This window comes from Leifsonia sp. EB34 (genome assembly GCF_041260585.1).
In the GTDB taxonomy this organism is placed as follows: Bacteria; Actinomycetota; Actinomycetes; order Actinomycetales; family Microbacteriaceae; genus Leifsonia.
Genome location: NZ_JBGCCV010000001.1, coordinates 573,938 through 598,568 on the forward strand (window position 1 = coordinate 573,938; position 24,631 = coordinate 598,568).

A 24,631-nucleotide genomic window follows, 5' to 3' on the forward strand; every position below is an offset into this window, starting at 1 on the left:
GACACAGGGGCCCGTGAGCGCGGGGCAGAATGGAGGCATGACTGACGTTCGACTCGAAGCGGGACAGCCCGCACCCGCCTTCACCCTCCAGGACCAGGACGGCAAGCCCGTCTCCCTCTCCGACTTCTCGGGCGACAACGTGATCGTCTACTTCTACCCGGCCGCGATGACGCCGGGCTGCACCACCGAGGCGTGCGACTTCCGCGACAACCTCAACTCGCTGGCCTCCAGCGGCTACCGCGTGATCGGCATCTCCAAGGACGTCCCGGCCAAGAACAAGGAGTTCCAGGAGCAGGAGCGCCTCAACTTCCCGCTGCTGTCCGACGAGGACCTCGCGGTGCACAACGCGTACGGCGCGTACGGCGAGAAGAAGCTCTACGGCAAGACGGTCACCGGCGTCATCCGCTCCACGTTCGTGCTGAACCCGGACGGCACCGTGCGGCTGCCGCTCTACAACGTGAAGGCCACCGGCCACGTCGCGTCGCTGCGGAAGAAGCTCGGCCTGGACTGACCCCGCCCGCCACTGATCACAGGCGTTTGCAATCTCCCATCTGGCATTCTAATGTCGAGGGAAGGCCGTTCCGGCCGACCTCGTACGAAGGAGTGCACCCCATGAGCGCAACCGCCGAGCGGACCATCGCCCAGCCCACGACCCCGGCTTCGGCCGCGACCCCGGCTTCGGCCCGCGCCGAGGTCGCCGATCCCGGACCGCTCGGCCTCGCGGCCTTCGCGTTGACCACGATGCTGCTGAGCCTCGCCAACGCGGGCCTGGTCGGCGAGGCGGGCGCCACGGCGGTCGCGATGGCGCTGTTCTACGGCGGCCTGACGCAGTTCGCGGCGGGGCTGTGGGAGTTCGCGCGCGGCAACACGTTCGGGGCCACCGCGTTCACCTCGTACGGCGCGTTCTGGCTGTCGTTCTGGTGGCTGCGCACCGCGCCAGGGCTGGCGGAGGACGCCGGCTCCCTCGGCGTCGGCTTCTTCCTGCTGGCCTGGACGATCTTCACCGCGCTGATGACGGTCGCCGCGGCGAAGACGAACGGGGCGACCCTGACGGTGTTCGTGCTGCTGACCCTCACGTTCGTCGCGCTGTCCATCGGTGACCTCGCGGGAGCGACGGGAGCCACGAACGTGGGCGGCTGGCTCGGACTGGCGACGGCGGCCGTCGCGCTGTACACGTCGTGGGCCGGGGTGACGAACGCGACGTGGAAGCGCGAGGTGCTGCCGGTGTGGCCGCGGGCGTAGGCGCCGGGCTCAGGCCGGCAGCCGCGGCACGGACGCGATGAGGCGCTGCGTGTAGGCGTCCTGCGGTGCACCCAGCACGTTCCGGGTCGGACCCTGCTCCACCACGCGTCCGGACCGCAGCACCACCGTCTGCTCGCAGAGCGTCGCGACCACGCTGAGGTCGTGCGACACCATCACCACCGTCATCCCCTCCTGCGCGGCGAGCTCGCCGAGCAGTTCGATGATCTGGATGCGCGTGGTCACATCGAGCGCGCTGACCGGCTCGTCGGCGAGGAGGACGCGCGGGCGGGAGACGATCGCGCGGGCGATCGCGATGCGCTGGCGTTGGCCGCCGGAGAACTCGTGCGGGTAGCGGCCGGCCGCGTCCTCCGGCAGCGCGACAGCGCGCAGGGCCTCCGCGACGCGCGAGCGGGCGTCCGCGCCGGAGGCGATCCGCAGCGAGGCGAGCGGCTCGCCGACGATCCTGCCGACGCTCTGGCGCGGGTCGAGGGACGAGTACGGGTCCTGGAACACGGTCTGCACGCTGCGGCGGAACTCCCGCATCAGCGCGCGGTCGCCGCGGTCGAGCGGCCTGCCGTCGAACAGCACGCTCCCGGAGGTCGGGCTCGTCAGGCCGAGCAGCAGCGAGAGCAGGGTGGTCTTGCCCGCCCCGGACTCCCCCACGAGGCCGACACTACGGCCGGGCTCGACGGCGAACGACACGTCCTCCAGTGCCGGGGTGCTCGCCCGGCGGTAGCGGAAGCCCGCGTCGCGGAGCTCGAGGACGGCGGTCATCGCACCTCCAGGGCGGCGTCCAGCTCGCGCGCACTGCGCACCAGCTCGGCGGTGTAAGGATCGGTCGGGGAGGTCAGGATGCGCTCGATCGTGCTCTCCTCGACCACCCGGCCGGCGCGCAGCACCAGGGCGCGCTCGGTCATGCGCGACACCACCGCTAGGTCGTGGCTGACGAACAGCAGCGCCATGCCGCGCTCGGCGACGAGGGAGTCCAGCAGCGCCAGGATGTCGGCCTGCACGGTCACGTCCAACGCCGTCGTCGGCTCGTCGGCGATCAGGAGCTGCGGACGGCATGCGAGCGCCGCGGCGATGGCGACGCGCTGCCGCTGGCCTCCGGAGATCTCGTGCGGGTACGCCCGAGCGATCCGCTCCGGGTCGGGGAGGCGCACCTCCTCCAGCGCCGCGTGGACCGCGTCGTTCAGCGCGGCGCCGCGCAGCCCGAGGTGCCGGCGCAGGGGCTCGGCCACCTGCGCGCCGAGGCGCATCAGCGGATCGAGGGCGGTCAGCGGTTCCTGGAAGACCGTCGACGCGGTCCGCCCGCGCAGCGGCACGAGCGTGCGCTCCTTCGCGCCGATCACCTGGACGCCGGCGAGCTCCACGCTGCCGGTCGAGGTCAGACCGTCGGGCAGGAGTCCGGTGATCGCGAACGAGGTCAGCGACTTGCCCGACCCCGACTCCCCGATCAGGCTCAGCCGCTCCCCCGCGTCGAGCCGGAAGGACACGTCCGACACCAGCGGGGACCCGTCCCGGGCCGTCACGCCGAGGTTCTGCACGTCGAGGATCATCGCGACCTCCTCCGGGTCGGGTCGGCCACGTCGCGCAGGCCGTCCGCGATCAGGTTGACGCCGACCACCAGCACGACGAGCGCCACGCCGGGCGCGATCGCGCCGACCGGAGCGACGGCGACGGTCCCCTGCGCCTCCTGCAGCAGCCGTCCCCACGAGGCGTTGGGCGGCGGCGCGCCCAGGCCGAGGTACGACAGGCTCGCCTCCGCGAGCACGGCGACGCCGAACTGGAGGGCGAGGTTCACGCCGAGGGTCGGCCAGATGTTGGGCAGGACGTGGCGCGCCACGATGCCGCCCCACGACGTGCCTGAGGTGCGCGCCGCCGTCACGTACTGCTGCGCGAGCACCCGTTTGGAGAGCACGCGGGTGAGCCGGGCCACCACCGCCGACATCGCCAGGCCGATGGCCAGGATGGCGGTGCCGAGCGAGGCGCCCTGCGCCGCCACGATCAGCATCGCGAGCAGCAGCACCGGGAAGGCGATGATGATGTCCAGCACCGCCGAAATGGTGTCGTCGAGCCAGCGCGTCGCGAAGGCGGCCAGCATCCCGATCGTGACCCCGATGACCGCGCCGATCGCGACGGCGCCGACGCCGACGGCCAGCGCGATGCGCGCGCCGATCATGAGCTTCGTCGTGAGGTCATGCCCGAAGATGTCGGTGCCCAGCCAGTGCGCGGCACCCGGCTGCTGCAGCCGCCCTCCCGAGGTGTCGCCCTGGGAGAACGGGAGCCAGACGAACGACAGCGCGGCCACGATCACCACGATGCCCACCAGGGTGAGCCCGATCCCGAGGGTCACCGAGCGCCGCGCGCGACGCCGTGCCCGCTCCCGGGGGTCCGGCGCGGTCTGCGCCGCCTGCTCCACGACCGCGCTCATCGGTTGCCCGAGATGCTCTGCCGCAGCCGCGGGTCGATCAGCCGCTGCGCGATGTCGGCGAGGAAGCCGACGATCAGCACCAGCAGGGTCGAGACGAACAGGATGCCCTGGATGTCCGGGTAGTCGTGCTGCTGGATCGCCAGCAGCAGCATGCTGCCCAGCCCCGGAAGGGTGAACACGCTCTCGACCACGACCGCGCCGAGGAACGTCGTGGCCAGCTCGATGCCGAGGATGGAGATGACCGGCACGGCGCCGTTGCGGAGCCCGTGCCGCCACATCGCCCTCCCGAAGCCGGAGCCGAGGGCGCGGGCGTTGCGGAGGTAGTCGCTGCCGATGACGTCGAGCGTCGCGCTGCGCACGTAGCGGGAGATGGAGGCGCTCATCACGATGGCGATGGTGATGACTGGCAGCGCGAGCGACTGCAGGACCGAACCGGGGTCGGCCCAGTCGTCGCGCGGGAACCCGCCGGACGGGAACCAGCGCAGGTTCACCGCGAACGCGTCGACGAGCAGGATGCCCACCCAGAACACCGGGACGGCGATGCCGAGCTGGGAGAAGGCGGACAGCACCAGCCCGTACCAGCGGTCGGCCTTCCAGGCGGCGACGAATCCGATCGGGAGCGCCAGGACGAGCGCGAGCACGAACGCCATCAGGGTGAGTGGGATGGTCACCGCCAGCCGCGAGGCGATCTCCGGGCCGACCAGGAGCGACGTGATGAACGACTGCCCGAGGTTCAGCGTCAGGAGCGAGCCGAACCAGTTCGCGAACTGCTCGGGCAGCGGGAGGTTGCTGCCCACCTGCTCCTGCGCCGCCTTGATCTGGTCGGGCGTCGCGCTGGCCGACAGCAGGGCGTTGGCCGGGTCGCCCGGCAGCACGCGCAGCAGGAAGAACAGCACGACCATCGCCAGCAGCAGGGACACCACGAGGAACGCGGTGCGGCGGAGGAGATAGGAGGTCATAGTCGTTTCAGCGTAGATGCTCGGGAGACCCGGTCGCGGGCCTCCCGAGCATCGGTGGACACGTCGTTCGGGCGACTGTCCTGTGGAGGATTACTTACTTCTTCGTGATGTCGTACGCGTAGAACTGCGAGTTCAGCCCGTTCACCGGGTAGCCGCTCACCGAGCTCGACGCCACCACGATCTGCGGGTAGAGGTACAGCCATGCGCTGGCGGCGTCCTTGGCGATCTGCTGGTTGACGAGCTTCAGCTTCGCGGTCTGCTCGGCCGTGGTGGAGGACTGCTCGGCCTGGTTCACCCACGCAGTGACCTGCGGGTTGTCGTAGCCCCAGTAGAAGTCGGGGTTGCCGTACCAGACGACGTCGCGGTCGTTCACGTGCTCCTGCAGGGTCGCCGTGAAGTCATGGTTCTTGAACACCTTGGTGTACCACTGGTCGGCCGAGATGGAGTTGATGTTCACGGTGATGCCGACCTTGGCGAGCTCGCTCTTCAGGAACTCCGCCACCGCGGGGTGCGGGTCGTAGGTGGGGGTGTCGAGGGTGAACGTGAAGCCGTTCGGGAGGCCGGCCGTGGCCAGCTCCTTCTTCGCGAGGGCCGTGTCGTACGGGTTGACCTTGGTGAGGTCCTCGTACCAGGGGTCGCTCGGCGGGACCATCGAGCCGATGAGCGTGCCGTACTTGCCCCAGATCGAGCTGAGCAGCTTCTTGGTGTCGATCGCCGAGTAGACCGCCTTGCGGACTTCAGCGTTGTTGAAGGGCGCGACCTTGTCGTTGAAGGCCAGGAGCTCCTTCGTCGTCGACTTGCCGTTGCTGATCGTGTAGTTCTTGTTGCCCTCGAACTGGGTCAGCGAGTCCGGGCTCTGGATGCTGGTGACGATGTCGACCCGGTTGGTCACCAGGGCGTTGGAGAGGGCGCTGGCGTCGGTGAAGTAGTCGTAGACGACCTCTTTGTTCTTCGCCTTCGTGCCCCAGTAGCCGTTCCAGCGCTCGAGGCTCAGCGAGCTGCCGCGCTTCCAGGTGCCCAGCGTGTACGGGCCGGTGCCGTCTTCCGCCGTCTTGTAGTTCGTGGTGCCGGGGCCGTAGATCCAGACGTAGCTGAGGTTGTACGGCAGCGAGATGGAACGCGATTTCAGCGAGATGACCACGGTCTTGTCGTCCGGGGTCTGGATGCCGGAGATCACGGCGAGCTGCGACTTGCGGGCCGACTGGGAGTCGGTGGCGAGCACGCGCTCGATGCTCGTCTTCACGGACTCGCTGGTGACGGGCTTGCCGGAGTGGAATTTCACCCCGTCGCGGAGGGTGAACGTGTAGGTGAGGCCGTCGGAGCTAGTCGTGTACTTCGTGGCGAGCAGCGGCTGGACCTTGCCGTCGTCGGTGAGCTTGAACAGGCCTTCGTAGACGTTGCCGTTCAGCGCTTCGGTCACGCCCTGGCCGCCGCCGGCGGTGTTGTCCAGGTTGACGGGCTCGTAGAGCGAGCCGACGGCGATGGACGCGTCAGTGCCGGCCGAGGACGACGAGGACGCGCCGGAGCAGCCGGCGAGCGCCAGGGACGCGGCGATTCCGATCGCGATAGTGGCGAGCAAGGGGGTCTTTCTCAACGGAGTTCTCCTGTGCTGTGTGGAGTTGGGGGTGTGCAGGGGTTAAACAAGGGGTGAATCGGGGATGAGCCGAGGCTCAGTGCGCGGCGCCGTCGCGGAGGACGACGCGCTTCTCGCCCGCGGTGACCGGGACGGGGAAACGGTTGTTCCGCGGCGGCAGCGGACAGTTGTACTGGTCCGAGAAGCCGCACGGCGGCACGAACGCGCGGTTGAAGTCGAGGACGGCGCGGTCGCCCTCCCGCGTTACGAAGAGGAAACGGCCGGAGGCGTAGGTGCCGTCGGGGCCGTCGTCGCTGTTCGTCGGGTCGCCGAAGACCAGGAGCAGCGTGCCATCGTCGTCGAACGCGCTCAGCGTGAAGTCGACGCCGTCGCGGGAGAACGTGATGTCGCCCGGCACGACCAGCTCGCGGGTGAGGCCGTTGTCGCGGATGTGCTCGAACGGGATGGTGCGCTGGTCGCCGACCGGCGTGAAGGTGGCCTCCACGATCCAGGAGGGGTCGAACGGGAACGCCTCGATCGTCTCGAACGCGCGGATCGCGGGCGAGGCCGCATCCCAGAGGCGGATCCCGCGCTCCGGCGCGCCGGTGTCGAGGTTGCGACGACTCAGCTCCGTGGCGGTCACCGTCTCCGGATGCCCGACGAGCGCCTGCTCCGGCGTGGTCTCGTCGCCGTCCGCGAGCCAGCGCGTCTCGATGAGCGCCAGGTTGCCGGTCGGAGCTGCGACGGAGGAGAGCCGCCAGGCGCGCCAGTCGGCGTAGCCGGCCTCGGCGGTCTGGATGGTGGACGGGGATGCGAGGGCCGGAGCGGAGAGTTCAGTCACGATATTGGCCATAACAGTGCGAGTCTGCGCCTTGTTCCCGGCCGCACGCTATTCGTGTGTCGCCGTATTGCGATCGGCGTCGTCGCCGCCCTCGTCCGGGCGCGCGGTGGACCGCACGACGGAGGGCGCGAGGGCCAGCACGCCGGCGACCACGGCAGGGACGACCAGCGCCCAGCCGATGTCCGGCCGGCCTCCGACGAGACCCTCGAAGCTGCCGACGGCGACCGCGATCATCAGGATCTGGATGGTGACCGTGGAGGCGCGCGCCCACGCGTGCTGCCGGAGGATGCCGACGAGCGTGGCGATCAGCCACGCGGCGCCGAGCGCGACGAGGACGGTGATCGCGACCGCGGTGCTGTACGACTGGGGGGTCGTCGTGAGAAGCTCGACCAGCAGCCAGACCGCGAGGCCGGTGACGAGAAGCGCTTCGAGCGCCAGGATCACCGCCAGCGCGATCAGCAGCGGGGGCCGCCGGCGCGCCGGATCGGGCCCCGGGAAGCCGGGCTCGGAGGGGTCGGTCACTATAGCATCCTGACGTTTCGGGCTTGTGTTCACAGCGTTATCCCATGCAGAACTATTGATCCGAATCAACTGCTATGGGAGCATATTCAAGGCCGAGTTAGTGCTCACAGGGTGGTGGGCAGGTCTCATTCCCCACGGATCTGACGAACCCTGTAACGCGGCTGCTTACCTGCATTCTAGGCCCCCTCGGGCCAAGGAAACATCCAGCGAACAAGGAGCATATCTTCATGGATTGGCGCGACAAAGCCGCCTGCCTGACCGCAGACCCCGAGCTGTTCTTCCCCGTCGGCAACACGGGACCTGCGGTCGACCAGATCGACAAGGCGAAGGCGGTCTGCGCGCGCTGCACCGTTACCGAGATCTGCCTGCAGTACGCCCTCGAGACCGGTCAGGACTCCGGCGTCTGGGGCGGCCTCTCCGAAGACGAGCGCCGCGCCCTCAAGCGCCGCGCCGCCCGCGCCCGCCGCGCGTCCTGAACCCCGACTCAGCGACACATCCCGAATCACAGCACCATCGCCGCCGAGGCGGCGCTTCCGAACACCTAGCAGACGTCACCGTCCGGAAGCGCCCCTCGGCGTTTTTGTCGTCCCCGCGCGTTCTCACGTCCTCCGGACACGGAGCGGAACGATGATGAAGATCGCCAGGGCGAGGAACCCGAAGACCCCCGTGATCGGGAAGATCATGCCGATTCCGATCAGGACCAGATAGCCTACGAGCCCGATGAGCAGTCGACGGTCGAGGTTGAGATCGCCCGCATCGGCGTCCCCGGTGAGCAGGCCCTCCCTCGCGGCATAGGAGCGCACCACCGTCAGGGCCACGATGAGCAGCACGACTGCCCCTCCGTACAGGAGGATGGCGATCCGCTCGGGTTGCTCGGAGTTGACGTACTCGGCGAGGAAACCGGTCGGGAACGGGAGGAAGGCCACGAACAGCAAAGGCAGGAGATTCAGCCGCATCAGGGCGGAATCCGCGTGATCGAGGCGTTCCGTGATGGCGCTGTGCGCCAACCAGATGGCGCCGATCGTGGCGAAGCTGACCACGTACGCCAAGTAGTGCGGCCACAGGGCCAGGACCGCGGCCACCAGATCGCGCCCGGACCCGCTGGGTACGCCCAGGTCCAGCACCAGCAGGGTGATAGCGAACGCGAAAACACCATCGCTGAGGGCTTTCATCCGGTCGGTGCCGTAGCGGCGTCGGGGATGCTCCGCCCGGACCGGTCTGTTCGTGTTCTCCGCCACCGTGGCCACCTTCGTCTGCGTGGCCGTCATCCTAGAAGGTGACGAGCGCGGCGTCGATGGCCGCGAATCGCGCGGCTCGCGGAGGGTTCGCGTTCTCCTCGGCGCCTCAGACGGTGGTGAGGTAGCGCAGCGGGACCTCGATGGTCACCTCGGTGCCCTGGCCCATCATGGTGTGCCAGTCGATGGCGCCGCCGAGCTCGCCCTGGATCAGGGTGCGCACGATCTGCGTGCCGAGGCCCGAGCCGACCTTGCCTTCCGGGAGGCCGGAGCCGTTGTCGACGACCTTCACGGTCAGCGAGTCCTCCGTGCGGTCGGCCACGATCTCCACCTGGCCCTCGCGACCCGCGAGCCCGTGCTCGACCGCGTTCGTGACCAGCTCGGTCAGCGCCAGCGCCAGCGGCGTCGCGTACTCGCTCGGCAGCGAGCCGAACGTGCCCGACTTCTTCGGGTGCACCGTCGTCGTGTGGCTGGCGGCGACCTCCGCGACCAGCAGCAGCACCCGGTCGAACACGTCGTCGAAGTCCACGATCTGGGCGAGGCCCGTCGAGAGCGTGTCGTGCACGACCGCGATCGCGGCGACACGGCGCATCGCCTGGCTCAGGGCCTCCCGCGCCTCCTCCGAGTGGGTGCGGCGCGCCTGGATGCGCAGCAGCGACGCGACCGTCTGGAGGTTGTTCTTCACCCGGTGGTGGATCTCGCGGATCGTCGCGTCCTTGGTGATGAGCTCGCGCTCCTGATGCCGCTGCTCCGACACGTCGCGGCACAGCACGATCGCCCCGACGCGCTCCCCGCGGTTGCGGATCGGGATGGTGCGCAGCGACACCGTCACACCGCGCGCCTCGATGTCGGTGCGCCACGGCGCCCGGCCGGTGACCACGAGCGGGAGGGACTCGTCCACCGTGATGGTGCCGGCGAGGAGCTTGGTCGTGACGGTCGCCAGCGACTCGCCCTCCAGCTCCCCGGTGAAGCCCATCCGGTTGAAGGCGCTCAGCGCGTTCGGGCTGGCGAACGTGGTGATGCCCGTGTCGTCGAGGCGGATCAGGCCGTCCGCGGCGCGCGGGGCGCCCCGGCGCGGCGCAGCGGGGGCGCCCAGGTCGGGGAAGTCGCCCGTCGCGATCATGGCGAACAGGTCGTTGGCGCAGTCGTTGAAGGTCAGCTCCTGGCGGCTGGGGGTGCGCGCCTCGCTGAGGTTGGTGTGGCGGGTGACGACGGCGACCGGCTCGGCGGCCGTGTCGGGCGAGTGGACGTTGAGCCGGCGGATCACCGGGACCGCGCGCACGCGCGTCGGAGTCTCCTCATACCAGTCGGGAGCGGAGGTGTCGATGATCTGCTTGGTCTGGAACGCGTCCGTGACCTGCTGACGCCACTCCGGCTTGATCCGCTGGCCGACGAAGTCGCGATAGAACAGCGTCGCCGCGCTCGACGGCCGCGCGTGCGCCACCGCGACGAAGTCGTCGTCCGTCGTCGGCACCCACAGCACGATGTCGGCGAAGGCCAGATCGGCCAGGAGCTGCCAGTCGCCGACGAGGCTGTGGAGCCACTCCACGTCCGCCTCGGAGGAACGACCGTGGGCATGGACGAGATCACTGAGCGTCGACACCTCCCCACTATAGACAGACCGCGGGCCCACGAGAGACAGACCGCGAGGCACCGGTTGTCCACACCCGCGTTCAGGCCCTGGACCACCGGTAAGGCGCGCTGATTGAGTGTTCACCACGCACCGACGAACACCGTCGACGAGAAAGAATCGAGCACCACCAGCATGAACGCACTCCTCTCCACCGTCCTCGAGCGGCCCGCGATGGAACGGCCGAACGCGGCGCGGCCGCCGCTCCGGCTCGTGCCGCCGCCGCGGGTCGCGCCGACCCCGGTACCCGCTCCGCCACCGGACGGGCCCGTCTTCGAGCCGCGGACGCTCGACGCCGAGCTGCACGCCGCGGGCGACGACCTGCGGACCGACTCGGGGGTCGGCGAGGACGCCCGCCTCCTCTGCGCGAAGCTCGCGCTCTGCGTCATCGAGATCCTGGCGGGCGCGCGTCCGCTCGATCAGCTCGGCCGCTGGGTCAGCGACTCCGTCTTCATCCAGCTCCTGCGCCGCACGGTCATCGCCGCCCGTTCCCGGGAGGTCACCGGCGACGAAGCCAAGCGTCCGCGCGTCCGGGTCGGCGAGCCGCTGCTCAACCGGCTTGGCGACTCGGTCGTGGAGGCGGTGGTGATGATCCACCAGCCGTCACGGTCGCGGGCAGTGGCGCTGCGCCTGGAGCGGCACCGGAGGCGCTGGCGCGCCACCGCGATCACCGTGCTCTAGCGGCGTGAACGACGGACGGCGGGGCGGTCGTCGACCGCCCCGCCGTCCGGGGTACTGGTTTCCTCAGCCTGTGAGGGTCAGCGCTTCTTGGCCTGGGCCCGGCGCTCCGCGCGGTTCACGGGAGCCTCGTCCCCGTCCTCCACGCGCTGGCCGAACGCGCCGCGCTGCGACGCGCCCTGGGCCGGCGGCGCGGACTGGGCGGGTGACGCCTGGCGCTGCTGACGCTGCGCCCGGTCGGTGGCCGCCTTCTCGAGCTGGCCGCGCTGGTTGCGCACCTCGACCTCGCCCTGCTCGCCTGGGGCCGAGTAGCTGAGGGGAGCCTCCGTGTCGCCGCGGTTCAGACCCTTCGCGGCCACGGCGGGCGCGACCTCGTCGGGGGCCTGGTTGACCTCCACCTCCAGGTTGAACAGGAAGCCGACCGTCTCCTCGCGGATGGCGCCCATCATCTGCTGGAACATGGCGTAGCCCTCGCGCTGGTACTCCACCAGCGGGTCGCGCTGGGCCATTGCGCGCAGGCCGATGCCGTCCTTGAGGTAGTCCATCTCGTAGAGGTGGTCGCGCCAGCGGCGGTCGATCACCGAGAGCACCACGCGGCGCTCCAGCTCGCGCATCGCCGGGGAGCCGATCGACTCCTCGCGCTTCTGGTAAGCGATCTTGGCGTCCGACATGATCTCGCGGCGCATGAAGTCGCGGTTGATGCGGCCCTTGTTGCCCGCCTCGGCGATGACCTCGTCGATCGAGACACCGACCGGGTAGAGCGTCTTCAGCTCGGCCCACAGCGCGTCGAAGTCCCAGTCGTCCCCGCTGCCCTCGCCGGTGTGCTGGTCGAGGATGTCGTCGATCACGTCTGTGAGGAACTTCTGCACACGCTCGTGCAGGTCGTCGCCCTCCAGGATGTGCCGGCGGTCGCTGTAGATGGCCTCGCGCTGGCGGTTGAGGACGTCGTCGTACTTGAGGACGTTCTTGCGGATCTCGGCGTTGCGCGCCTCCACCTGCGACTGGGCGCTGCGGATGGCGCGGCTGACCACCTTCGACTCGATCGCCATATCGTCGGGCACGCTGGTGCGGCCCATCAGGCTCTCGGCGGCGCCAGCGTTGAACAGGCGCATCAGGTCGTCGGTCAGCGAGAGGTAGAACCGGCTCTCGCCCGGGTCGCCCTGACGGCCGGAGCGGCCGCGGAGCTGGTTGTCGATGCGGCGCGACTCGTGGCGCTCGGTGCCGAGCACGTAGAGACCGCCGGCATCGATGACCTTCTCTGCCTCCTCGGCGACCTTGGCCTTGACCTCGTTGAAGACGCCCTCCCAGGCCTCCTCGTACTCGTCCGGGGTCTCGACCGGCGAGAGCCCGCGCGCGTTCATCTCGGCGACCGCGATGAACTCGGCGTTGCCGCCGAGCATGATGTCGGTGCCGCGGCCGGCCATGTTCGTGGCGACAGTGACGGAACCGAGGCGTCCCGCCTGGGCGACGATCGCGGCCTCGCGCGCGTGGTTCTTGGCGTTCAGGACCTCGTGGCGGACGCCCTTCTTGGCGAGCAGGCGGGAGAGGTACTCGCTCTTCTCGACGCTGGTGGTTCCGACCAGGACCGGCTGGCCCTTCTCGTGCCGCTTGGCGATGTCCTCGACCACCTGGTCGAACTTCGCCTTCTCGTTCTTGTAGACGAGGTCGGGCTGGTCCTTGCGCTGCATCGGCTTGTTCGTCGGGATCGGGACGACGCCGAGCTTGTAGGTGCTCATGAACTCGGCCGCCTCGGTCTCGGCGGTACCGGTCATGCCGGACAGCTTCTTGTAGAGGCGGAAGTAGTTCTGCAGGGTGACGGTGGCGAGGGTCTGGTTCTCGGCCTTGACCTCCACGCCCTCCTTGGCCTCGATGGCCTGGTGGATGCCCTCGTTGTAGCGGCGGCCGACCAGGATGCGGCCGGTGTGCTCGTCGACGATGAGGACCTCGCCGTTCATCACGACGTAGTCCTTGTCGCGCTTGAACAGGGCGTTCGCCTTGATGGCGTTGTTGAGGAACGAGATGAGCGGGGTGTTCGCCGACTCGTAGAGGTTGTCGATGCCGAGGTAGTCCTCGACCTTCTCGATGCCCGGCTCGAGCACGCCGACGGTGCGCTTCTTCTCGTCCACCTCGTAGTCGACGTCGGGGGTCAGTCGGGTGGCGAGGCTGGCGAATTCGTTGAACCAGCGGTTGGCCTCGCCGGACGACGGGCCGGAGATGATGAGCGGGGTGCGGGCCTCGTCGATGAGGATCGAGTCGACCTCGTCCACGATCGCGAAGTAGTGGCCGCGCTGGACCATGTCGCTCGCCTGCCACGCCATGTTGTCGCGCAGGTAGTCGAAGCCGAACTCGTTGTTCGTGCCGTAGGTGATGTCGGCGGCGTACATCTCGCGCCGCTCCTCCGGGGTCTGGCCGGAGAGGATGACGCCGGTCGTCATGCCGAGGGCGCGGAAGACGCGGCCCATCAGCTCCGACTGGTAGCTCGCCAGGTAGTCGTTGACCGTGATGACGTGCACGCCGCGGCTCGTGATCGCGTTGAGGTAGGCGGCGGTGGTCGCCACCAACGTCTTGCCCTCACCGGTCTTCATCTCAGCGATGTTGCCGAGGTGGAGGGCCGCTCCGCCCATGATCTGCACGTCGAAGTGGCGCATGCCGAGGGTCCGCTTGGACGCCTCGCGCACGGCGGCGAACGCCTCCGGGAGGAGGTCGTCCAGCGATTCGCCGTTGCTGTAGCGCTCGCGCAGCTCGACGGTCTCGTGCATGAGTTCGTCGTCGGTCAGCTCGCTGAAGTCGTCTTCGAGGGCGTTGACCGCCTTCGCGTACGCCTCCAGGCGGCGGAGGGTGCGTCCCTCGCCGACGCGGAGAACCTTTTCAAGAACTGAGGCCACTGATGCACTCCATTTTGCTCGGTCGGGCCGATGGTGCCCGCGCCCCGGCGGGCGCACGTCGAACGGCATACTCCGCCGACGTTAGAGAACATCGTACTTGGTCCGCCCCGGAGGTCGTTCCGTGCACCCTGGGAGGCGACTGGGAGACCGTTGAACGAGGCGCCGGGCCGGGCAGAGGAACGCCGATGGCATGCGCCGCCCGGGCGCACCCCATCGGCGCGTCTCGCCTAGCCGAGCTTGCGGCTCGCGGTCGCGACCTCCTGGATCTCCTCGGCATCGTCGTCGAGGGCGATCACGCCGTAGTCCCAGCCCTTGCGGCGGTAGACGACGCTCGGCCGCTTGGTCTCCTGGTCAACGAACAGATAGAAGTCGTGACCCACGAGCTCCATGTAGTAGAGGGCGTCGTCGACGGTCATCGGGATGCTCGCGAAGACCTTCTGGCGGATCACGACGGGGCTGTACTCCTCCTCGGCCTCCACGGCGTCCGTCGTCTCGTCGGAGACAGCGGGAACGCTGCCCGTGCGCACCTGGTCGAGCACAGACACCGGGGCCGCCGCGAGTCCCACCGCGCTGAAGCCGTCGGTGCTCGCCTCGCGCAACGACGTCGGCCGGTGCTGCCCGCGATGCACCTTGCGCCTGTCCTTGGCCCTCCTGACGCGTTCGAGAAGCTTCCCGAGCGCGATGTCGAACGCGGCGTACTTGTCCGTTCCGGTCGCTTCGGACCGGACCACGGCTCGCGGCCCGACCAGGGTCAGCTCGACCCGGTCGTCGCCATTCTGGGATCCCATCTTCTCGTTGTGCCTGCTGACCTTGATCTCGAAGGAGATCGCCCGCTCGGCGAGATGCGCGACCTTGTCGGCCTTCTCTGTCGCGTACTCACGGAAGCGATCAGTGATTCCCAGGTTGCGTCCGACGATGTTGATGTCCATGAAGACCTCCCTGTTCCGGTGCGATGTCCGCCCGGATCACGAAGGGCGGATCGCTCGCGCCTTTTCGACCACCGTAGTGCTCCCCCGCACGTAACGGAACCGTGATCAGGGGGTGAATTCCAGGATTCCGCAAAGCGTCGGGCGGACGAGGCCGCGGAGGCCCCGTCATCGTCGGCGACGCGGCGTGCGGGCGAGGGTCGCGGCGCCGCCCACGGTGCCGCCGGCGGCCCCGATCGCCCGGGCGGCCTCCGCGATCGTGGCCCCGCTCGTGACGATGTCGTCGACGATCACACACCTCCGTCCGCTCAGCCGCCGGGACGCGACCATGCTGCCCGCGCGGTTGTCGGCGCGCTGGGCGCTCCCGAGCGCGGCCTGGTCGGCGGTCTGCCGGGTGAGCCGGAGGGCGTGCCAGAGCGGAGGCGCGAGCGCCCGGGTGCGCGCCAGCACCATCCCGGTGGGATGGTAGCCGCGTCGCCGCCAGGCCGCCCGCGTCGACGGGATCAGGACCGGAACGACAGCGCGCCAGCGCGATCCGGCGGCTGCGGCGAGCGCGGGACGCAGCGCACCGGCCAGCGCGCGCGCCGCGTCCACCCGGCCGCCGTCCTTGTACGCGAGCAGCACCGTGCGCGGCACGTCGTCGTAGTCCAGTGCCGACCAGACGGCGACGCCGCGCACGGTGTGGCGCCGCACCTCCGGCGCCAGGGCCTGTACGCAGCCGGCGCAGAGCGACCGGTCGGGCGCGGAGCATCCCGCGCAGCTCACCGGGAGCAGCACGGCGGCGGCGTCCAGGACGGCGTCGCGGATGGTCGCGCGGAGGGTCGAGCGGAGGTCGGGGCGGGAAGGGATTCCTGTGATCGTCATGCGTCCAGCCTCGCCGCGGCGGCACGCGGGCGGGCCGCGACGACGCGATCCGTGGACAAGTCGTCGAGCACCGTTGTCTGTGGAGGAAGGAACCCTCCCTCACGAGGAGAGGTCAGGGTTGTCCGAGCTGCACCGCGACCGCGCCGACCTTGTCCGCCTGCGTCTGCCATCCGCTGCCGGTGGGGGCCTGCAGCGTCCCGTCCCCCGCGAGCACCAGATACCGGGACAGGCCGCCGGCGCCCACGATGGTCCGCCCGGCCGCCGGGCCCGTGGTGGTCGCCGTGGTGCCTCCGATGTTCTGCTCGGCGATCCCGGTCGCGTCGCCGTTGGTCGAGCTGAGCACCACGACCGAGAGCTCCCCCGTCCACGCGATCGAGGTCGGGACGCCGTCGCCCACGCTGAGCTGGATCGGCGTCGTGATGGACGTCGGCAGGCCGTCAGAGCCGCGGACGACGCCGGCCGCGACCACCGAGTAGCCGACCGCCGTGCGAATGATGGCCACGACCCGCGTCCCGTCCCGGGAGACGGCGAGTGCCACGATGCCGACGGCGCCGGGCCAGTCCACCTTCACCGGGTGCGGCTGCCCGGTGGCACTGGCGACCTGGAGCGCGTCCGGGGCGTTCGCCGGAACGCTCCAGAGCCAGCCTTGGTTGTCCAGCGCCGGCGCGATGAGCCCCGGGCGCAGGTCGACGTGCACGGGATCGCCGGATTTCCGCACCAGCACGGCGGTGCCGCGCGAGAGCACCGCGACCTCGTCGCGCGCGGCGTTCACGGTCGCCGCCGAGGGCGCGAGGGCCACGACCTTGTCGCTGAGCCCGCTCAGCGGGGTGATGGTTGAGCCGTTGAGGAGACCGAACGACTCGCCGCGGTAGACCACCGCGTGCGAGTCCACCGGCGGGTCCTGCAGGGGCACAGACCCGTCCGGCAGGGGCGGCACCTGCTGCTGGTTCCCCTCGATCGAGAGCTGGACGGACGATGCCAGCGACCCCAGGCTCTGCTCGAGCTGGAGCTGCATCCTCTGCAGTTGGAGCTGGTTCGCCTGACTGGCCTCCGAGCTGAGGTCGACGTGCGCGGCGCCGTTCGACGTCGTGACAGCGGGGAGAGCGAGCTGCGTGCCTTGCGGGAACGCGCTGATCACCGCGCCGCTGAGCCACTTGGCCGGACCTGCGAGCACGGCGCTCGTCACCCGCGTGGCCGCCGTGGCGACGCGGGCGGGGAACCAGCGCGCGTCCGGCACCAGGTAGGAGTAGTCGGAGTTGTAGAAGTAGAGCGTCTGCTGGCTGTAGACGGCCCGGAAGGTCGGGTCGTCGATGACCACCCCGTCCGGCGCCACGGAGATGCGCCACTGGCCGTTCTCCTTGGCGACCTCGTAGCTGAGCCCGACCGGCGCCTTGCTCGCCACCGGGTGATACGTCCCGGCGCTGTCCACGTTGGCGACCGGGCTGACGTCGACCGACCACTGGTTGCCGCTGTGGTCGAAGGTGCGGCTGCGGCCGTCGTCCACGGTGACCGACTCGTCCGGATTCCAGGAGGCCGCGGTCGACCGGGTGAGGTACTCCCGGGCGATCGCGAAATTGTTCTTCGGGCTCGAGGCGGCGTCGATGAAGCCCTGCACGATCCGCTGCGGCGTCGCGCCGTTCTCGGGCGGGGACGGGTTGAAGTCGAGGTCGAGCTGGTCGTTGACCTGCGCGACGGGACCGCCCTGGCGCACGGGACCGCTGTCGGGGATGCTCGCGCACGCCGCCAGGACCAGCGCGAGCCCCAGGGCGAGCGCGGCGCCGAGGCTGCGGGACGTCCTCCGGATCATGCGCGGGCCTCGCTTCCGGGCCGCGGCGCGGGGTCGAGGTTCCCGGCCCCGCGGTCGAACGCGCCGTCGTCGGCCGCCGCCTTCTCGGGGTGCGCCGGCTTCGTCCCGGCATCGAGGGGCGGCAACGGCAGCGGGGAGGCGATGATGCCTTTGCCCGTGAAGCGCGGCAGGGTGAGCCGGAAGCAGGAGCCCTGGCCCGGCATCGACCAGACCTGCAGCCAGCCCGCGTGGAGGGTGGCGTCCTCCAGGGAGATCGCGAGCCCGAGCCCGGTGCCTCCGAGCGTGCGCTTGCGGGACGGGTCGGCGCGCCAGAACCGGTCGAAGACGTGGTTGACGTCCTGCTGGCTCATGCCGATGCCGTAGTCGCGGACCGCGAGGGCGACCGCGGTCTCGTTGCTGTCGACGCTGATGACCACCGGCGCGCCCTCGCCGTGCTCGATCGCGTTGCCGATGAGGTTGCGCACCACGCGGCGGATGCGCCGTGGGTCCATCTCCACGTCGAAGTAGCCGCCTGGAGCCTCCAGCCGGAGCTCGGTGCCGTTCTGCTCGGCGAGCGTGCGCAGCTCGTCGACGACCTCCTCCGCCAGCCGCACCAGGTTCGTGGGCTCCGGGTCGAGCACGACGGAGCCGGCGTCGTAGCGGCTAATCTCCAGGAGGTCCGAGAGGAGCCGGTCGAACCGCTCGATCTGGGTGTGCAGCAGCTCGGCCGTACGGGAGGTCGCGGGCGGGAAGGAGCCGCGCTGGTCGTAGATCACGTCGCCGGCCAGCCGGATGGTGGTCAGCGGCGTGCGCAGCTCGTGCGAGACGTCGGACACGAACCGCTGCTGGAGCTGGGACAGCGTCGCGAGCTGGTTGATCTGGCTCTGCATGCTGTCCGCCATCCCGTTGAACGAGCGGGCCAGCGACGCGAACACGTCCTCGCCCTTCTCCGGGATGCGCACCGCGAGGTCGCCGGCGGCGAGCCGTTCGCTGGTCCGGGCGGCGACCCGGATCGGCTCGACCACGAAGCGCACGATCAGCCAGGTGATCGCGCCGATCAGCACGATCAGCGCCAGCCCGGCGAGAAGCAGCGTGTTCTGGACGAACAGCAGGGTGTTCTCGGAGTCGCTCAGGTTGTAGCCGATGTAGAGCTCGTAACGGCCGTACGACGGGAGGGTGAGCTGCGTGCCCACGACGATGCCGGGGTCCGTGGAGTCGGAGGTCGCCGGCAGCGCGACCGACTGGTAGAACTGCTTGGTCCCGCCGTTCTCGACGGCGGTGCGCAGCTCCGGCGAGATCACCGGGTTGAGCGCCGGGCTGCCGCGGTCGGGCGGCGCGAGGATGCTGGTGTCCTGGCCGGGGACCCGGTACGCCGCGATCAGCCGGCTGGAGGTCGAGGCCTGCACGGCCTGCAGCGTGGAGTTGAGCAGGTTCCTGCCGCTGTCCCCCGACGAGATGTCGGAGGCGTTGAGCGTCGACTGGGCGGCGGTGGTGGCCCGGCTGGAGTCGCGGAGCGCTTGGTCGAGGCGCGACTGGTAGAGGTCGTTGCTGATGCTGAGCGCCATGTAGACGCCGGTGACGAGGATCGCGACGCCGGTCAGGAGCACCGTGATCGTGACCGTGCGAAGCTGCAGGGAGCGCCGCCAGAGGCGCGCGAGTTCGGACGACCCCTGCCGCCACCACTCCCTGTCTGGCCACCGGAAGCGCATCGCGCCCCTCCGGTCAGGTCGCCGCGCCGGCGCGGTAGCCGACCCCGCGCACGGTCATGACGATCTTGGGGTTGTCCGGGTCCTGCTCCACCTTGGCGCGCAGGCGCTGGACGTGCACGTTCACCAGCCGGGTGTCGGCCTTGTAGTGGTATCCCCAGACCTGCTCCAGCAGCATCTCGCGGGTGAACACCTGCTGCGGCTTGGAGGCCAGGGCGAGCAGGAGGTCGAACTCGAGCGGGGTGAGCGCGATGCGGCCGTCGCCGCGCCGCACCTCGTGGCCGGCGACGTCGACGACGAGGTCGCCGACGCGGAGCTGCTCGGCGGGCGGGCTGGTCGGGGCCGGGCGCAGCCGGGTGCGGATGCGGGCGACCAGCTCCTTGGGGTTGAACGGCTTGACCATGTAGTCGTCGGCGCCGGACTCCAGGCCCTTGACGACGTCGGCGGTGTCGGACTTGGCCGTCAGCATGATGACGGGCGTGCCGGACTCGGCGCGGATGCGGCCGCACACTTCGATGCCGTCGAGGCCAGGCAGCATGAGGTCGAGGAGGACGAGGTCGGGATTGGCGGCCCGGAAGATGTCGAGCGCCTGCGCGCCGTCCTCGCAGAACACGGGGTCGAATCCCTCGGTGCGGAGCACGATGCCGATCATCTCGGCGAGGGCGGTGTCGTCGTCGACCACCAGGATGCGACTAGTCATGTCCGAAGAATCCCCTGAACCCCTCTCGGGCGGCGCGCGCCGCAGCAGTAACGGGTCAAGCGTAGTCGAGGACGCTGCATGCGCCTTGTATGCCGGCCCGACGCGGGCTGTGGGCACGTCGGGACTGTGGAGAAACGGGTTGTCCACGTGCCCTGAGCACGGGGCATCGCCGGGACGGCGGATGTGCCAGCATGGGAGCACCGCATCAGACGGGGGATGAGAGGCACGGCGTGAGCGACGACCAGAGCTGGCGGGCACCCGGGGAGTCCGAGGATCCGGACGGCCAGGGCGCGCGGGCCGACGGCTCCACGTCCGCGGGGCAGCAGGCGGGTGGGCCTGCGCCGGAGCAGCCGCGGTACGGGGAGTACGCGCCGGGGCAGCCGCAGCAGCCGGGGTACCCGCAGCAGGGGTACCCGCAGCAGCCGTACCCGCAGCAGCCCGGCTACGCTCAGCAGGCGGGGTATCCGCAGCAGCCGGGGTACCCGCAGCCGGGGTACCCGCAGCAGCCCGGCTATCCGTATGACCAGCAGCAGGCCTGGCAGCAGCAGGCCTGGCAGCAGCAGTCCTGGCAGCAGCCGTACGACGCCTCGGGCGCTCAGCCGGGGTGGGCTCCACCGCCCAAGCCGGGACTGATCCCCCTGCGGCCGCTGTCATTCGGCACCCTGCTCGGCGCGCCGTTCCAGGCGCTGCGGCGCAACCCCAAGATCACGGTCGGCGCGGCCCTCCTGCTCCAGGGGGTCCCGGCCATCGTCGTCACCGCCGTCCTCTTCGGCGGTGTGTACCTCCTCTTCTCGCGGGTCGAGACGGCGAGCGCCGCCGACCGCGGCACCATCACCGCAGGCGCGGTGGGCGGCAGCATCGTGCTCGGAGTGCTCGTCGTCGTCATCTCGGGGATCTTCGGCGCGCTGCTCCAGGGCATCATCGTCGCCGAGGTGTCACGCGAGACGCTCGGCGAGAAGCTGACCCTGCGCGCGCTCTGGCGGCTCATCCGCCCCCGGTTCGGCGCCCTGGTGGGCTGGACGTTCCTGTGGTCGCTGTTCTGGCTGGTCGCCCTCGCACTCGTGGTCTCCATCATCGTCGCCCTCGCGATGCTCGGCGGCACGGCCGGTGTGATCGGCGCGGTCCTGGTGGGGCTCGGCGGGGGCCTCGGCCTGCTCGCCGTCTTCATCTGGCTGTACACCAAGCTCTCGATCGTGCCGAGCGCGCTCGTCATCGAACGCCTCCCGTTCCGCTCCGCCATCGCGCGCTCCTGGCGGCTCACGACCGGCTACTTCTGGCGCACGTTCGGGGTGATCGTCCTGCTCTGGCTGATCATCTGGGCCGTGACCCAGGTCATCTCCGTCCCGTTCGCGATCATCGGCGGGATGCTGGGCGGCATCTTCGCGCCGACCTCGCTCAGCTCCGCCAACCCGAACTCGTACAGTCAGGTCATCGTCGGCCAGCTCGGGGTGAACGGACTGTCGGCCATCGTGGGCGCGATCGTGGGCGCCATCGGCAGCGTCGTCCAGTGGGGCGCCATCGGCCTCATCTACATCGACCTGCGGATGCGCAAGGAGGGCCTCGACCTGGAGCTCGTGCGCTTCGTGGAGGCCAGGCAGACCGGTCAGGAGCTGCCCGATCCGTTCGCGCAACCGGCGCCGGGAGCGAGCGCCCCGAACGCGACCTGGCCGGGCGCCTGAGCGTGCGCCTCGACATCCCGGTCGATCCGAGCTCGCCGCAGGCGCAGGACTGGATCCGCAACGAGCTCGCCAAGCCGGAGTACCAGACCGCGAAGCCGACCTGGTTCGACATCGCCTCCAAGGCGGTGCAGGACTGGCTCGCGTCGCTGCTGGGCGGACCGACGGGGAAGGCCGCGCCGGTGCTGCTCGTCGTGGTCGTGCTGATCGTGGTGGCCATCGTCGTCGTCGCGTTCATCGTGTGGGGCCGGCCCCGGGTGAACCGGCGGGCGGCTTCCGCCCCGCGCGCGCTGTTCGGCGCAGGCGACGCCCGCTCGGCGGACGAACTGCGCCGGTCGGCGGCCGACGCCGCCCGCGCGGAGGACTGGCCGCTCGCGATCGAGGAGCAGTTCCGCGCCATCGCGGCCGCGCTCGACGAGCGCACCCTGGTGGACGTCCGGCCCGGCACCACCGCGACCGAGTTCGCCGCCCGGGCCGCCCGCGCGGCGCCCGTGGAGGCGGCCGAGCTGCGCCAGGCCGCGCGGACCTTCGACGAGGTGCGCTACCTCGACCGGCCGGGCTCCGAGGCCGGCTACCGGCACCTCCTCGACCTCGACGGGCGACTCCAGCGGCTGCGGCCGGCTCAGGAGGCCGTGGGCGTATGACCGGAACACGCGCATGACCGGAACACTGGCATGACCGGGACCCTGGCACCCGAGGCCGAGCGCCCACCCGCGCCCGGGACCGGCCCGGCGGACGCGCCCGCCCTCTCCCCCACCGTCCGTCGCACCGCGCGCCGCGCCGTCCCCTGGATCGTCCTCGCCGTCATCGCCGTGATCGTCGGGCTGTCCGGTGTGCTGCTGAACGGCGGCCGCACCGTCGGCGGCGACCCGTTGAGCGCCTCCAACCCCGGCCCCGTCGGCGGCAAGGCCCTCGCCCAGGTGCTCGGCCAGCAGGGCGTGACCGTGCGCACCGCAGGCACGCTCGACCAGGTGCGCGGCGCGGCCGGAGACGACACCACCGTTCTCGTCTACGACCCGGAGGGCAACCTCGACCGGCGGGGCTACGACCAGCTCAGCTCGATCGCGAGCACCATCGTGCTGGTCGAGCCCGACTTCGCGGCGATGCAGGCCCTCGCGCCCGGCGTGCACGCGGCGGGAGACCCGGGTGCCACCGCCTCCGCCGGCTGCGGCCTGCCCGTCGCCCAGCGCGCCGTCCAGATCGACCCGCGGCCCACCGAGAACACGAAGAACATCGCGTCGCCGGGCAGCTTCCGTGTCAGCGGCGACGCGACCGCGTGCTTCGTGGCGTCGGGAGGCCGTGCCTCCCTGGTGCGCACGACGTACGAGGGCCGCACCGTCTACCTGCTCGGGTCGGCCGCCACCCTCATGAACGACGGCGTCGACCGGCTCGGCAACGCCGCTCTCGGCCTCGGCCTGCTCGGCGAGCACCGCACCCTGGTCTGGTACCTGCCCGGCCTGCTCGACCGGCCGGTCACCGGCCCCGCCGACCTCGCGACCCTGACCCCGGGCTGGGTGACCCCGGTGCTCCTGCTGCTGACACTGGTCTTCGTCGCCGCCGCCGTGTGGCGCGGCCGGCGCTTCGGACCGCTGGTGGTCGAGCACCTCCCGGTCGTCGTGCGCGCGGGAGAGACCCGGGAGGGCCGCGCGCGGCTCTACCAGCGGTCGTCGGCGCGGCTCCGCGCCGCCGACGCGCTGCGCATCGGGACCATCGGCCGGCTGGCCACCCAGGTCGGCCTCCCCCGGGTGGCCACCACGGACGAGGTCGCCGACGCCGTCGCCGCGATCACCGGCCGCGACCGCGCCACGATCCTCTACCTGCTCCTGGAACAGCGTCCGGGCAGCGATCGGGAGCTCCTCGAGCTCTCCGACCGGCTGGCCGAACTCGAACGCGCGACGGCCGACGCCGCCTCGCCGCACTCTCCGCGAACGACCGGAAGAATGGAACCATGACCGACCTCACGACCGGCTCCCACTCCGCTTCGGCAGCACCGGACGGCACGCCGGCGCCGTCCTCGCCCGGCTCCTCCGACCTGCGGCACGCGCTGGCGCGGGTCCGCGCAGAGGTCGGCAAGGCCGTCGTCGGCCAGGAGGGCGCGGTCACCGGCCTGATCATCGCGCTGCTCGCCCGCGGCCACGTCCTCCTGGAGGGTGTGCCCGGCGTCGCGAAGACCCTGCTCGTGCGCTCGCTCAGCGAGGCGCTGAGCCTGTCGACCACGCGCATCCAGTTCACGCCCGACCTGATGCCGGGCGACGTCACCGGCTCTCTCGTCTACGACTCCCAGACCGGCGGGTTCGTGTTCCGCGAGGGCCCGGTGTTCACGAACATCCTGCTGGCGGACGAGATCAACCGGACGCCCCCGAAGACCCAGTCCGCGCTGCTGGAGGCGATGGAGGAGCGTCAGGTCAGCGTCGACGGGGTGAGCCGCCGCCTCCCCGACCCGTTCATCGTCGCTGCCACCCAGAACCCGATCGAGTACGAGGGCACCTACACCCTCCCGGAGGCCCAGCTCGACCGGTTCCTGCTGAAGCTCACGCTGGACGTGCCGGAGCGCGAGGCCGAGGTGGAGGTGCTGCGCCGGCACGCGGCCGGCTTCAACCCGCGCGACCTCGCCGGGGCGGGCGTGCGGCCGGTGCTCGACGCCCGGCAGCTCGAGTCCGCCCGGGCGGCCGCGGCCGCCGTCGGCGCGAACCCGGACGTGCTCGCCTACATCGTCGACCTGGCCCGCGCCACCCGGCGCAGCCCGTCGGTGCGGCTCGGCGTCAGCCCGCGCGGCACAACTGCGCTGCTCGCCGCCGCGAAGGCGTGGGCGTGGCTGTCGGGCTACGACTCGATCACGCCCGACCACGTCCAGGCGATGCTCGTGCCGGTCTGGCGGCACCGCATCCAGCTCCGTCCGGAGGCGGAGCTGGAGGGCGTGGGCGCCGACGCCGTGCTGCGCTCGATCGTGCAGCAGGTCCAGGTCCCGATCTAG

The 24,631-nt window shown here is 70.7% G+C and carries 23 protein-coding genes; 8 read left to right on the forward strand and 15 right to left on the reverse strand.

The features are described 5' to 3' along the window. Positions 1-37 precede the first annotated feature (37 nt). Positions 38-511, forward strand: coding sequence for a thioredoxin-dependent thiol peroxidase (gene bcp, locus ABIA36_RS02785; RefSeq protein WP_369960744.1), 474 nt, complete (start codon positions 38-40; stop codon positions 509-511). A 101-nt stretch (positions 512-612) separates the two neighbouring features. Continuing rightward, positions 613-1,242, forward strand: coding sequence for an acetate uptake transporter (locus ABIA36_RS02790; protein ID WP_369960745.1), 630 nt, complete (start codon positions 613-615; stop codon positions 1,240-1,242). A gap of 9 nt (positions 1,243-1,251) precedes the next feature. On the opposite strand, the gene ABIA36_RS02795 is transcribed toward ABIA36_RS02790, so the two are convergent. The 7 genes from ABIA36_RS02795 to ABIA36_RS02825 form a co-directional block, all read right to left on the reverse strand. Further along, positions 1,252-2,016: an ABC transporter ATP-binding protein gene (locus ABIA36_RS02795; RefSeq protein WP_369960746.1), complete on the reverse strand. Its 765-nt coding sequence runs from the start codon at positions 2,014-2,016 to the stop codon at positions 1,252-1,254. Beyond that, a complete protein-coding gene (locus ABIA36_RS02800) occupies positions 2,013-2,801 on the reverse strand; it encodes an ATP-binding cassette domain-containing protein (protein ID WP_369960747.1) in 789 nt (262 codons plus the stop codon). Before ABIA36_RS02800 ends, ABIA36_RS02795 begins: the two co-directional genes overlap by 4 nt. Beyond that, on the reverse strand, positions 2,798-3,676 hold the full coding sequence (locus ABIA36_RS02805) for an ABC transporter permease (protein ID WP_369960748.1): 879 nt from the start codon (positions 3,674-3,676) through the stop codon (positions 2,798-2,800). Before ABIA36_RS02805 ends, ABIA36_RS02800 begins: the two co-directional genes overlap by 4 nt. Next, positions 3,673-4,635 (reverse strand): ABC transporter permease, encoded by a 963-nt coding sequence (locus ABIA36_RS02810; RefSeq protein WP_369960749.1) that lies wholly within the window; start codon positions 4,633-4,635, stop codon positions 3,673-3,675. Before ABIA36_RS02810 ends, ABIA36_RS02805 begins: the two co-directional genes overlap by 4 nt. 94 nt (positions 4,636-4,729) lie before the next feature. Beyond that, entirely contained in the window at positions 4,730-6,229 is a 1,500-nt protein-coding gene (locus ABIA36_RS02815; RefSeq protein WP_369960750.1) for an ABC transporter substrate-binding protein, read from the reverse strand. A 76-nt stretch (positions 6,230-6,305) separates the two neighbouring features. Further along, positions 6,306-7,061, reverse strand: a complete 756-nt coding sequence (locus ABIA36_RS02820) for a DUF1684 domain-containing protein (RefSeq protein ID WP_369960751.1) — start codon at positions 7,059-7,061, stop codon at positions 6,306-6,308. Positions 7,062-7,097: 36 nt separating this feature from the next. Further along, the gene (locus tag ABIA36_RS02825; protein WP_369960752.1) at positions 7,098-7,571 is read right to left on the reverse strand and encodes a hypothetical protein; all 474 of its coding nucleotides are present in this window, start codon (positions 7,569-7,571) and stop codon (positions 7,098-7,100) included. A gap of 227 nt (positions 7,572-7,798) precedes the next feature. Here ABIA36_RS02825 and ABIA36_RS02830 point away from each other — a divergent pair, with 227 nt between their 5' ends. Continuing rightward, the gene (locus ABIA36_RS02830) at positions 7,799-8,047 is read left to right on the forward strand and encodes a WhiB family transcriptional regulator (protein WP_018190103.1); all 249 of its coding nucleotides are present in this window, start codon (positions 7,799-7,801) and stop codon (positions 8,045-8,047) included. 123 nt (positions 8,048-8,170) lie between these two features. Here ABIA36_RS02830 and ABIA36_RS02835 read toward each other — a convergent pair whose 3' ends face one another. Both ABIA36_RS02835 and ABIA36_RS02840 read right to left on the reverse strand, forming a co-directional pair. Beyond that, entirely contained in the window at positions 8,171-8,818 is a 648-nt protein-coding gene (locus tag ABIA36_RS02835) for a TMEM175 family protein (RefSeq protein WP_369960753.1), read from the reverse strand. Between the two features lie 97 nt (positions 8,819-8,915). After that, positions 8,916-10,409 carry a sensor histidine kinase gene (locus ABIA36_RS02840; protein WP_369960754.1) on the reverse strand — a complete coding sequence of 498 codons (1,494 nt, stop codon included), beginning with the start codon at positions 10,407-10,409 and terminating at the stop codon, positions 8,916-8,918. A gap of 162 nt (positions 10,410-10,571) precedes the next feature. Here ABIA36_RS02840 and ABIA36_RS02845 point away from each other — a divergent pair, with 162 nt between their 5' ends. After that, entirely contained in the window at positions 10,572-11,117 is a 546-nt protein-coding gene (locus ABIA36_RS02845) for an Rv3235 family protein (protein WP_369960755.1), read from the forward strand. 77 nt (positions 11,118-11,194) lie between these two features. Here the strand turns inward: ABIA36_RS02845 and secA are convergent, their stop codons facing one another. The 6 genes from secA to mtrA form a co-directional block, all read right to left on the reverse strand. Beyond that, positions 11,195-13,999 (reverse strand): preprotein translocase subunit SecA, encoded by a 2,805-nt coding sequence (gene secA, locus ABIA36_RS02850; protein ID WP_369960756.1) that lies wholly within the window; start codon positions 13,997-13,999, stop codon positions 11,195-11,197. Between the two features lie 227 nt (positions 14,000-14,226). Next, positions 14,227-14,928 carry a ribosome hibernation-promoting factor, HPF/YfiA family gene (gene hpf / locus ABIA36_RS02855; RefSeq protein ID WP_369960757.1) on the reverse strand — a complete coding sequence of 234 codons (702 nt, stop codon included), beginning with the start codon at positions 14,926-14,928 and terminating at the stop codon, positions 14,227-14,229. Positions 14,929-15,093: 165 nt separating this feature from the next. After that, the gene (locus ABIA36_RS02860; protein ID WP_369960758.1) at positions 15,094-15,789 is read right to left on the reverse strand and encodes a ComF family protein; all 696 of its coding nucleotides are present in this window, start codon (positions 15,787-15,789) and stop codon (positions 15,094-15,096) included. Between the two features lie 112 nt (positions 15,790-15,901). After that, a complete protein-coding gene (locus ABIA36_RS02865; RefSeq protein ID WP_369960759.1) occupies positions 15,902-17,596 on the reverse strand; it encodes an LpqB family beta-propeller domain-containing protein in 1,695 nt (564 codons plus the stop codon). Then, positions 17,593-19,284 (reverse strand): MtrAB system histidine kinase MtrB, encoded by a 1,692-nt coding sequence (gene mtrB / locus ABIA36_RS02870; protein WP_369960760.1) that lies wholly within the window; start codon positions 19,282-19,284, stop codon positions 17,593-17,595. The genes ABIA36_RS02865 and mtrB overlap by 4 nt, the downstream gene beginning before the upstream one ends. Positions 19,285-19,297: 13 nt before the next feature. Next, entirely contained in the window at positions 19,298-19,981 is a 684-nt protein-coding gene (gene mtrA / locus ABIA36_RS02875) for an MtrAB system response regulator MtrA (RefSeq protein ID WP_369960761.1), read from the reverse strand. A 230-nt stretch (positions 19,982-20,211) separates the two neighbouring features. Here mtrA and ABIA36_RS02880 point away from each other — a divergent pair, with 230 nt between their 5' ends. Genes ABIA36_RS02880 through ABIA36_RS02895 form a run of 4 tightly spaced genes read left to right on the forward strand, consistent with a single transcriptional unit; the run spans position 20,212 to position 24,631 of the window. Beyond that, positions 20,212-21,660, forward strand: a complete 1,449-nt coding sequence (locus tag ABIA36_RS02880) for a hypothetical protein (protein ID WP_369960762.1) — start codon at positions 20,212-20,214, stop codon at positions 21,658-21,660. 2 nt (positions 21,661-21,662) lie between these two features. Continuing rightward, positions 21,663-22,301, forward strand: coding sequence for a DUF4129 domain-containing protein (locus ABIA36_RS02885; protein WP_369960763.1), 639 nt, complete (start codon positions 21,663-21,665; stop codon positions 22,299-22,301). Between the two features lie 30 nt (positions 22,302-22,331). Next, on the forward strand, positions 22,332-23,609 hold the full coding sequence (locus tag ABIA36_RS02890; RefSeq protein ID WP_369960764.1) for a DUF4350 domain-containing protein: 1,278 nt from the start codon (positions 22,332-22,334) through the stop codon (positions 23,607-23,609). Further along, positions 23,606-24,631, forward strand: coding sequence for an AAA family ATPase (locus tag ABIA36_RS02895; RefSeq protein ID WP_369960765.1), 1,026 nt, complete (start codon positions 23,606-23,608; stop codon positions 24,629-24,631). The genes ABIA36_RS02890 and ABIA36_RS02895 overlap by 4 nt, the downstream gene beginning before the upstream one ends.

Excerpts from the sequence above, each read along its gene's own strand:
- bcp (WP_369960744.1), top strand. The coding sequence starts at position 38 with ATGACTGACGTTCGACTCGAAGCGGGACAGCCCGCACCCGCCTTCACC.
- ABIA36_RS02790 (WP_369960745.1), top strand. The coding sequence starts at position 613 with ATGAGCGCAACCGCCGAGCGGACCATCGCCCAGCCCACGACCCCGGCT.
- ABIA36_RS02795 (WP_369960746.1), bottom strand. The coding sequence starts at position 2,016 with ATGACCGCCGTCCTCGAGCTCCGCGACGCGGGCTTCCGCTACCGCCGG.
- ABIA36_RS02800 (WP_369960747.1), bottom strand. The coding sequence starts at position 2,801 with ATGATCCTCGACGTGCAGAACCTCGGCGTGACGGCCCGGGACGGGTCC.
- ABIA36_RS02805 (WP_369960748.1), bottom strand. The coding sequence starts at position 3,676 with ATGAGCGCGGTCGTGGAGCAGGCGGCGCAGACCGCGCCGGACCCCCGG.
- ABIA36_RS02810 (WP_369960749.1), bottom strand. The coding sequence starts at position 4,635 with ATGACCTCCTATCTCCTCCGCCGCACCGCGTTCCTCGTGGTGTCCCTG.
- ABIA36_RS02820 (WP_369960751.1), bottom strand. The coding sequence starts at position 7,061 with ATGGCCAATATCGTGACTGAACTCTCCGCTCCGGCCCTCGCATCCCCG.
- ABIA36_RS02830 (WP_018190103.1), top strand. The coding sequence starts at position 7,799 with ATGGATTGGCGCGACAAAGCCGCCTGCCTGACCGCAGACCCCGAGCTG.
- ABIA36_RS02845 (WP_369960755.1), top strand. The coding sequence starts at position 10,572 with ATGAACGCACTCCTCTCCACCGTCCTCGAGCGGCCCGCGATGGAACGG.
- hpf (WP_369960757.1), bottom strand. The coding sequence starts at position 14,928 with ATGGACATCAACATCGTCGGACGCAACCTGGGAATCACTGATCGCTTC.
- ABIA36_RS02860 (WP_369960758.1), bottom strand. The coding sequence starts at position 15,789 with ATGACGATCACAGGAATCCCTTCCCGCCCCGACCTCCGCTCGACCCTC.
- ABIA36_RS02865 (WP_369960759.1), bottom strand. The coding sequence starts at position 17,596 with ATGATCCGGAGGACGTCCCGCAGCCTCGGCGCCGCGCTCGCCCTGGGG.
- mtrB (WP_369960760.1), bottom strand. The coding sequence starts at position 19,284 with ATGCGCTTCCGGTGGCCAGACAGGGAGTGGTGGCGGCAGGGGTCGTCC.
- mtrA (WP_369960761.1), bottom strand. The coding sequence starts at position 19,981 with ATGACTAGTCGCATCCTGGTGGTCGACGACGACACCGCCCTCGCCGAG.
- ABIA36_RS02890 (WP_369960764.1), top strand. The coding sequence starts at position 22,332 with ATGACCGGGACCCTGGCACCCGAGGCCGAGCGCCCACCCGCGCCCGGG.
- ABIA36_RS02895 (WP_369960765.1), top strand. The coding sequence starts at position 23,606 with ATGACCGACCTCACGACCGGCTCCCACTCCGCTTCGGCAGCACCGGAC.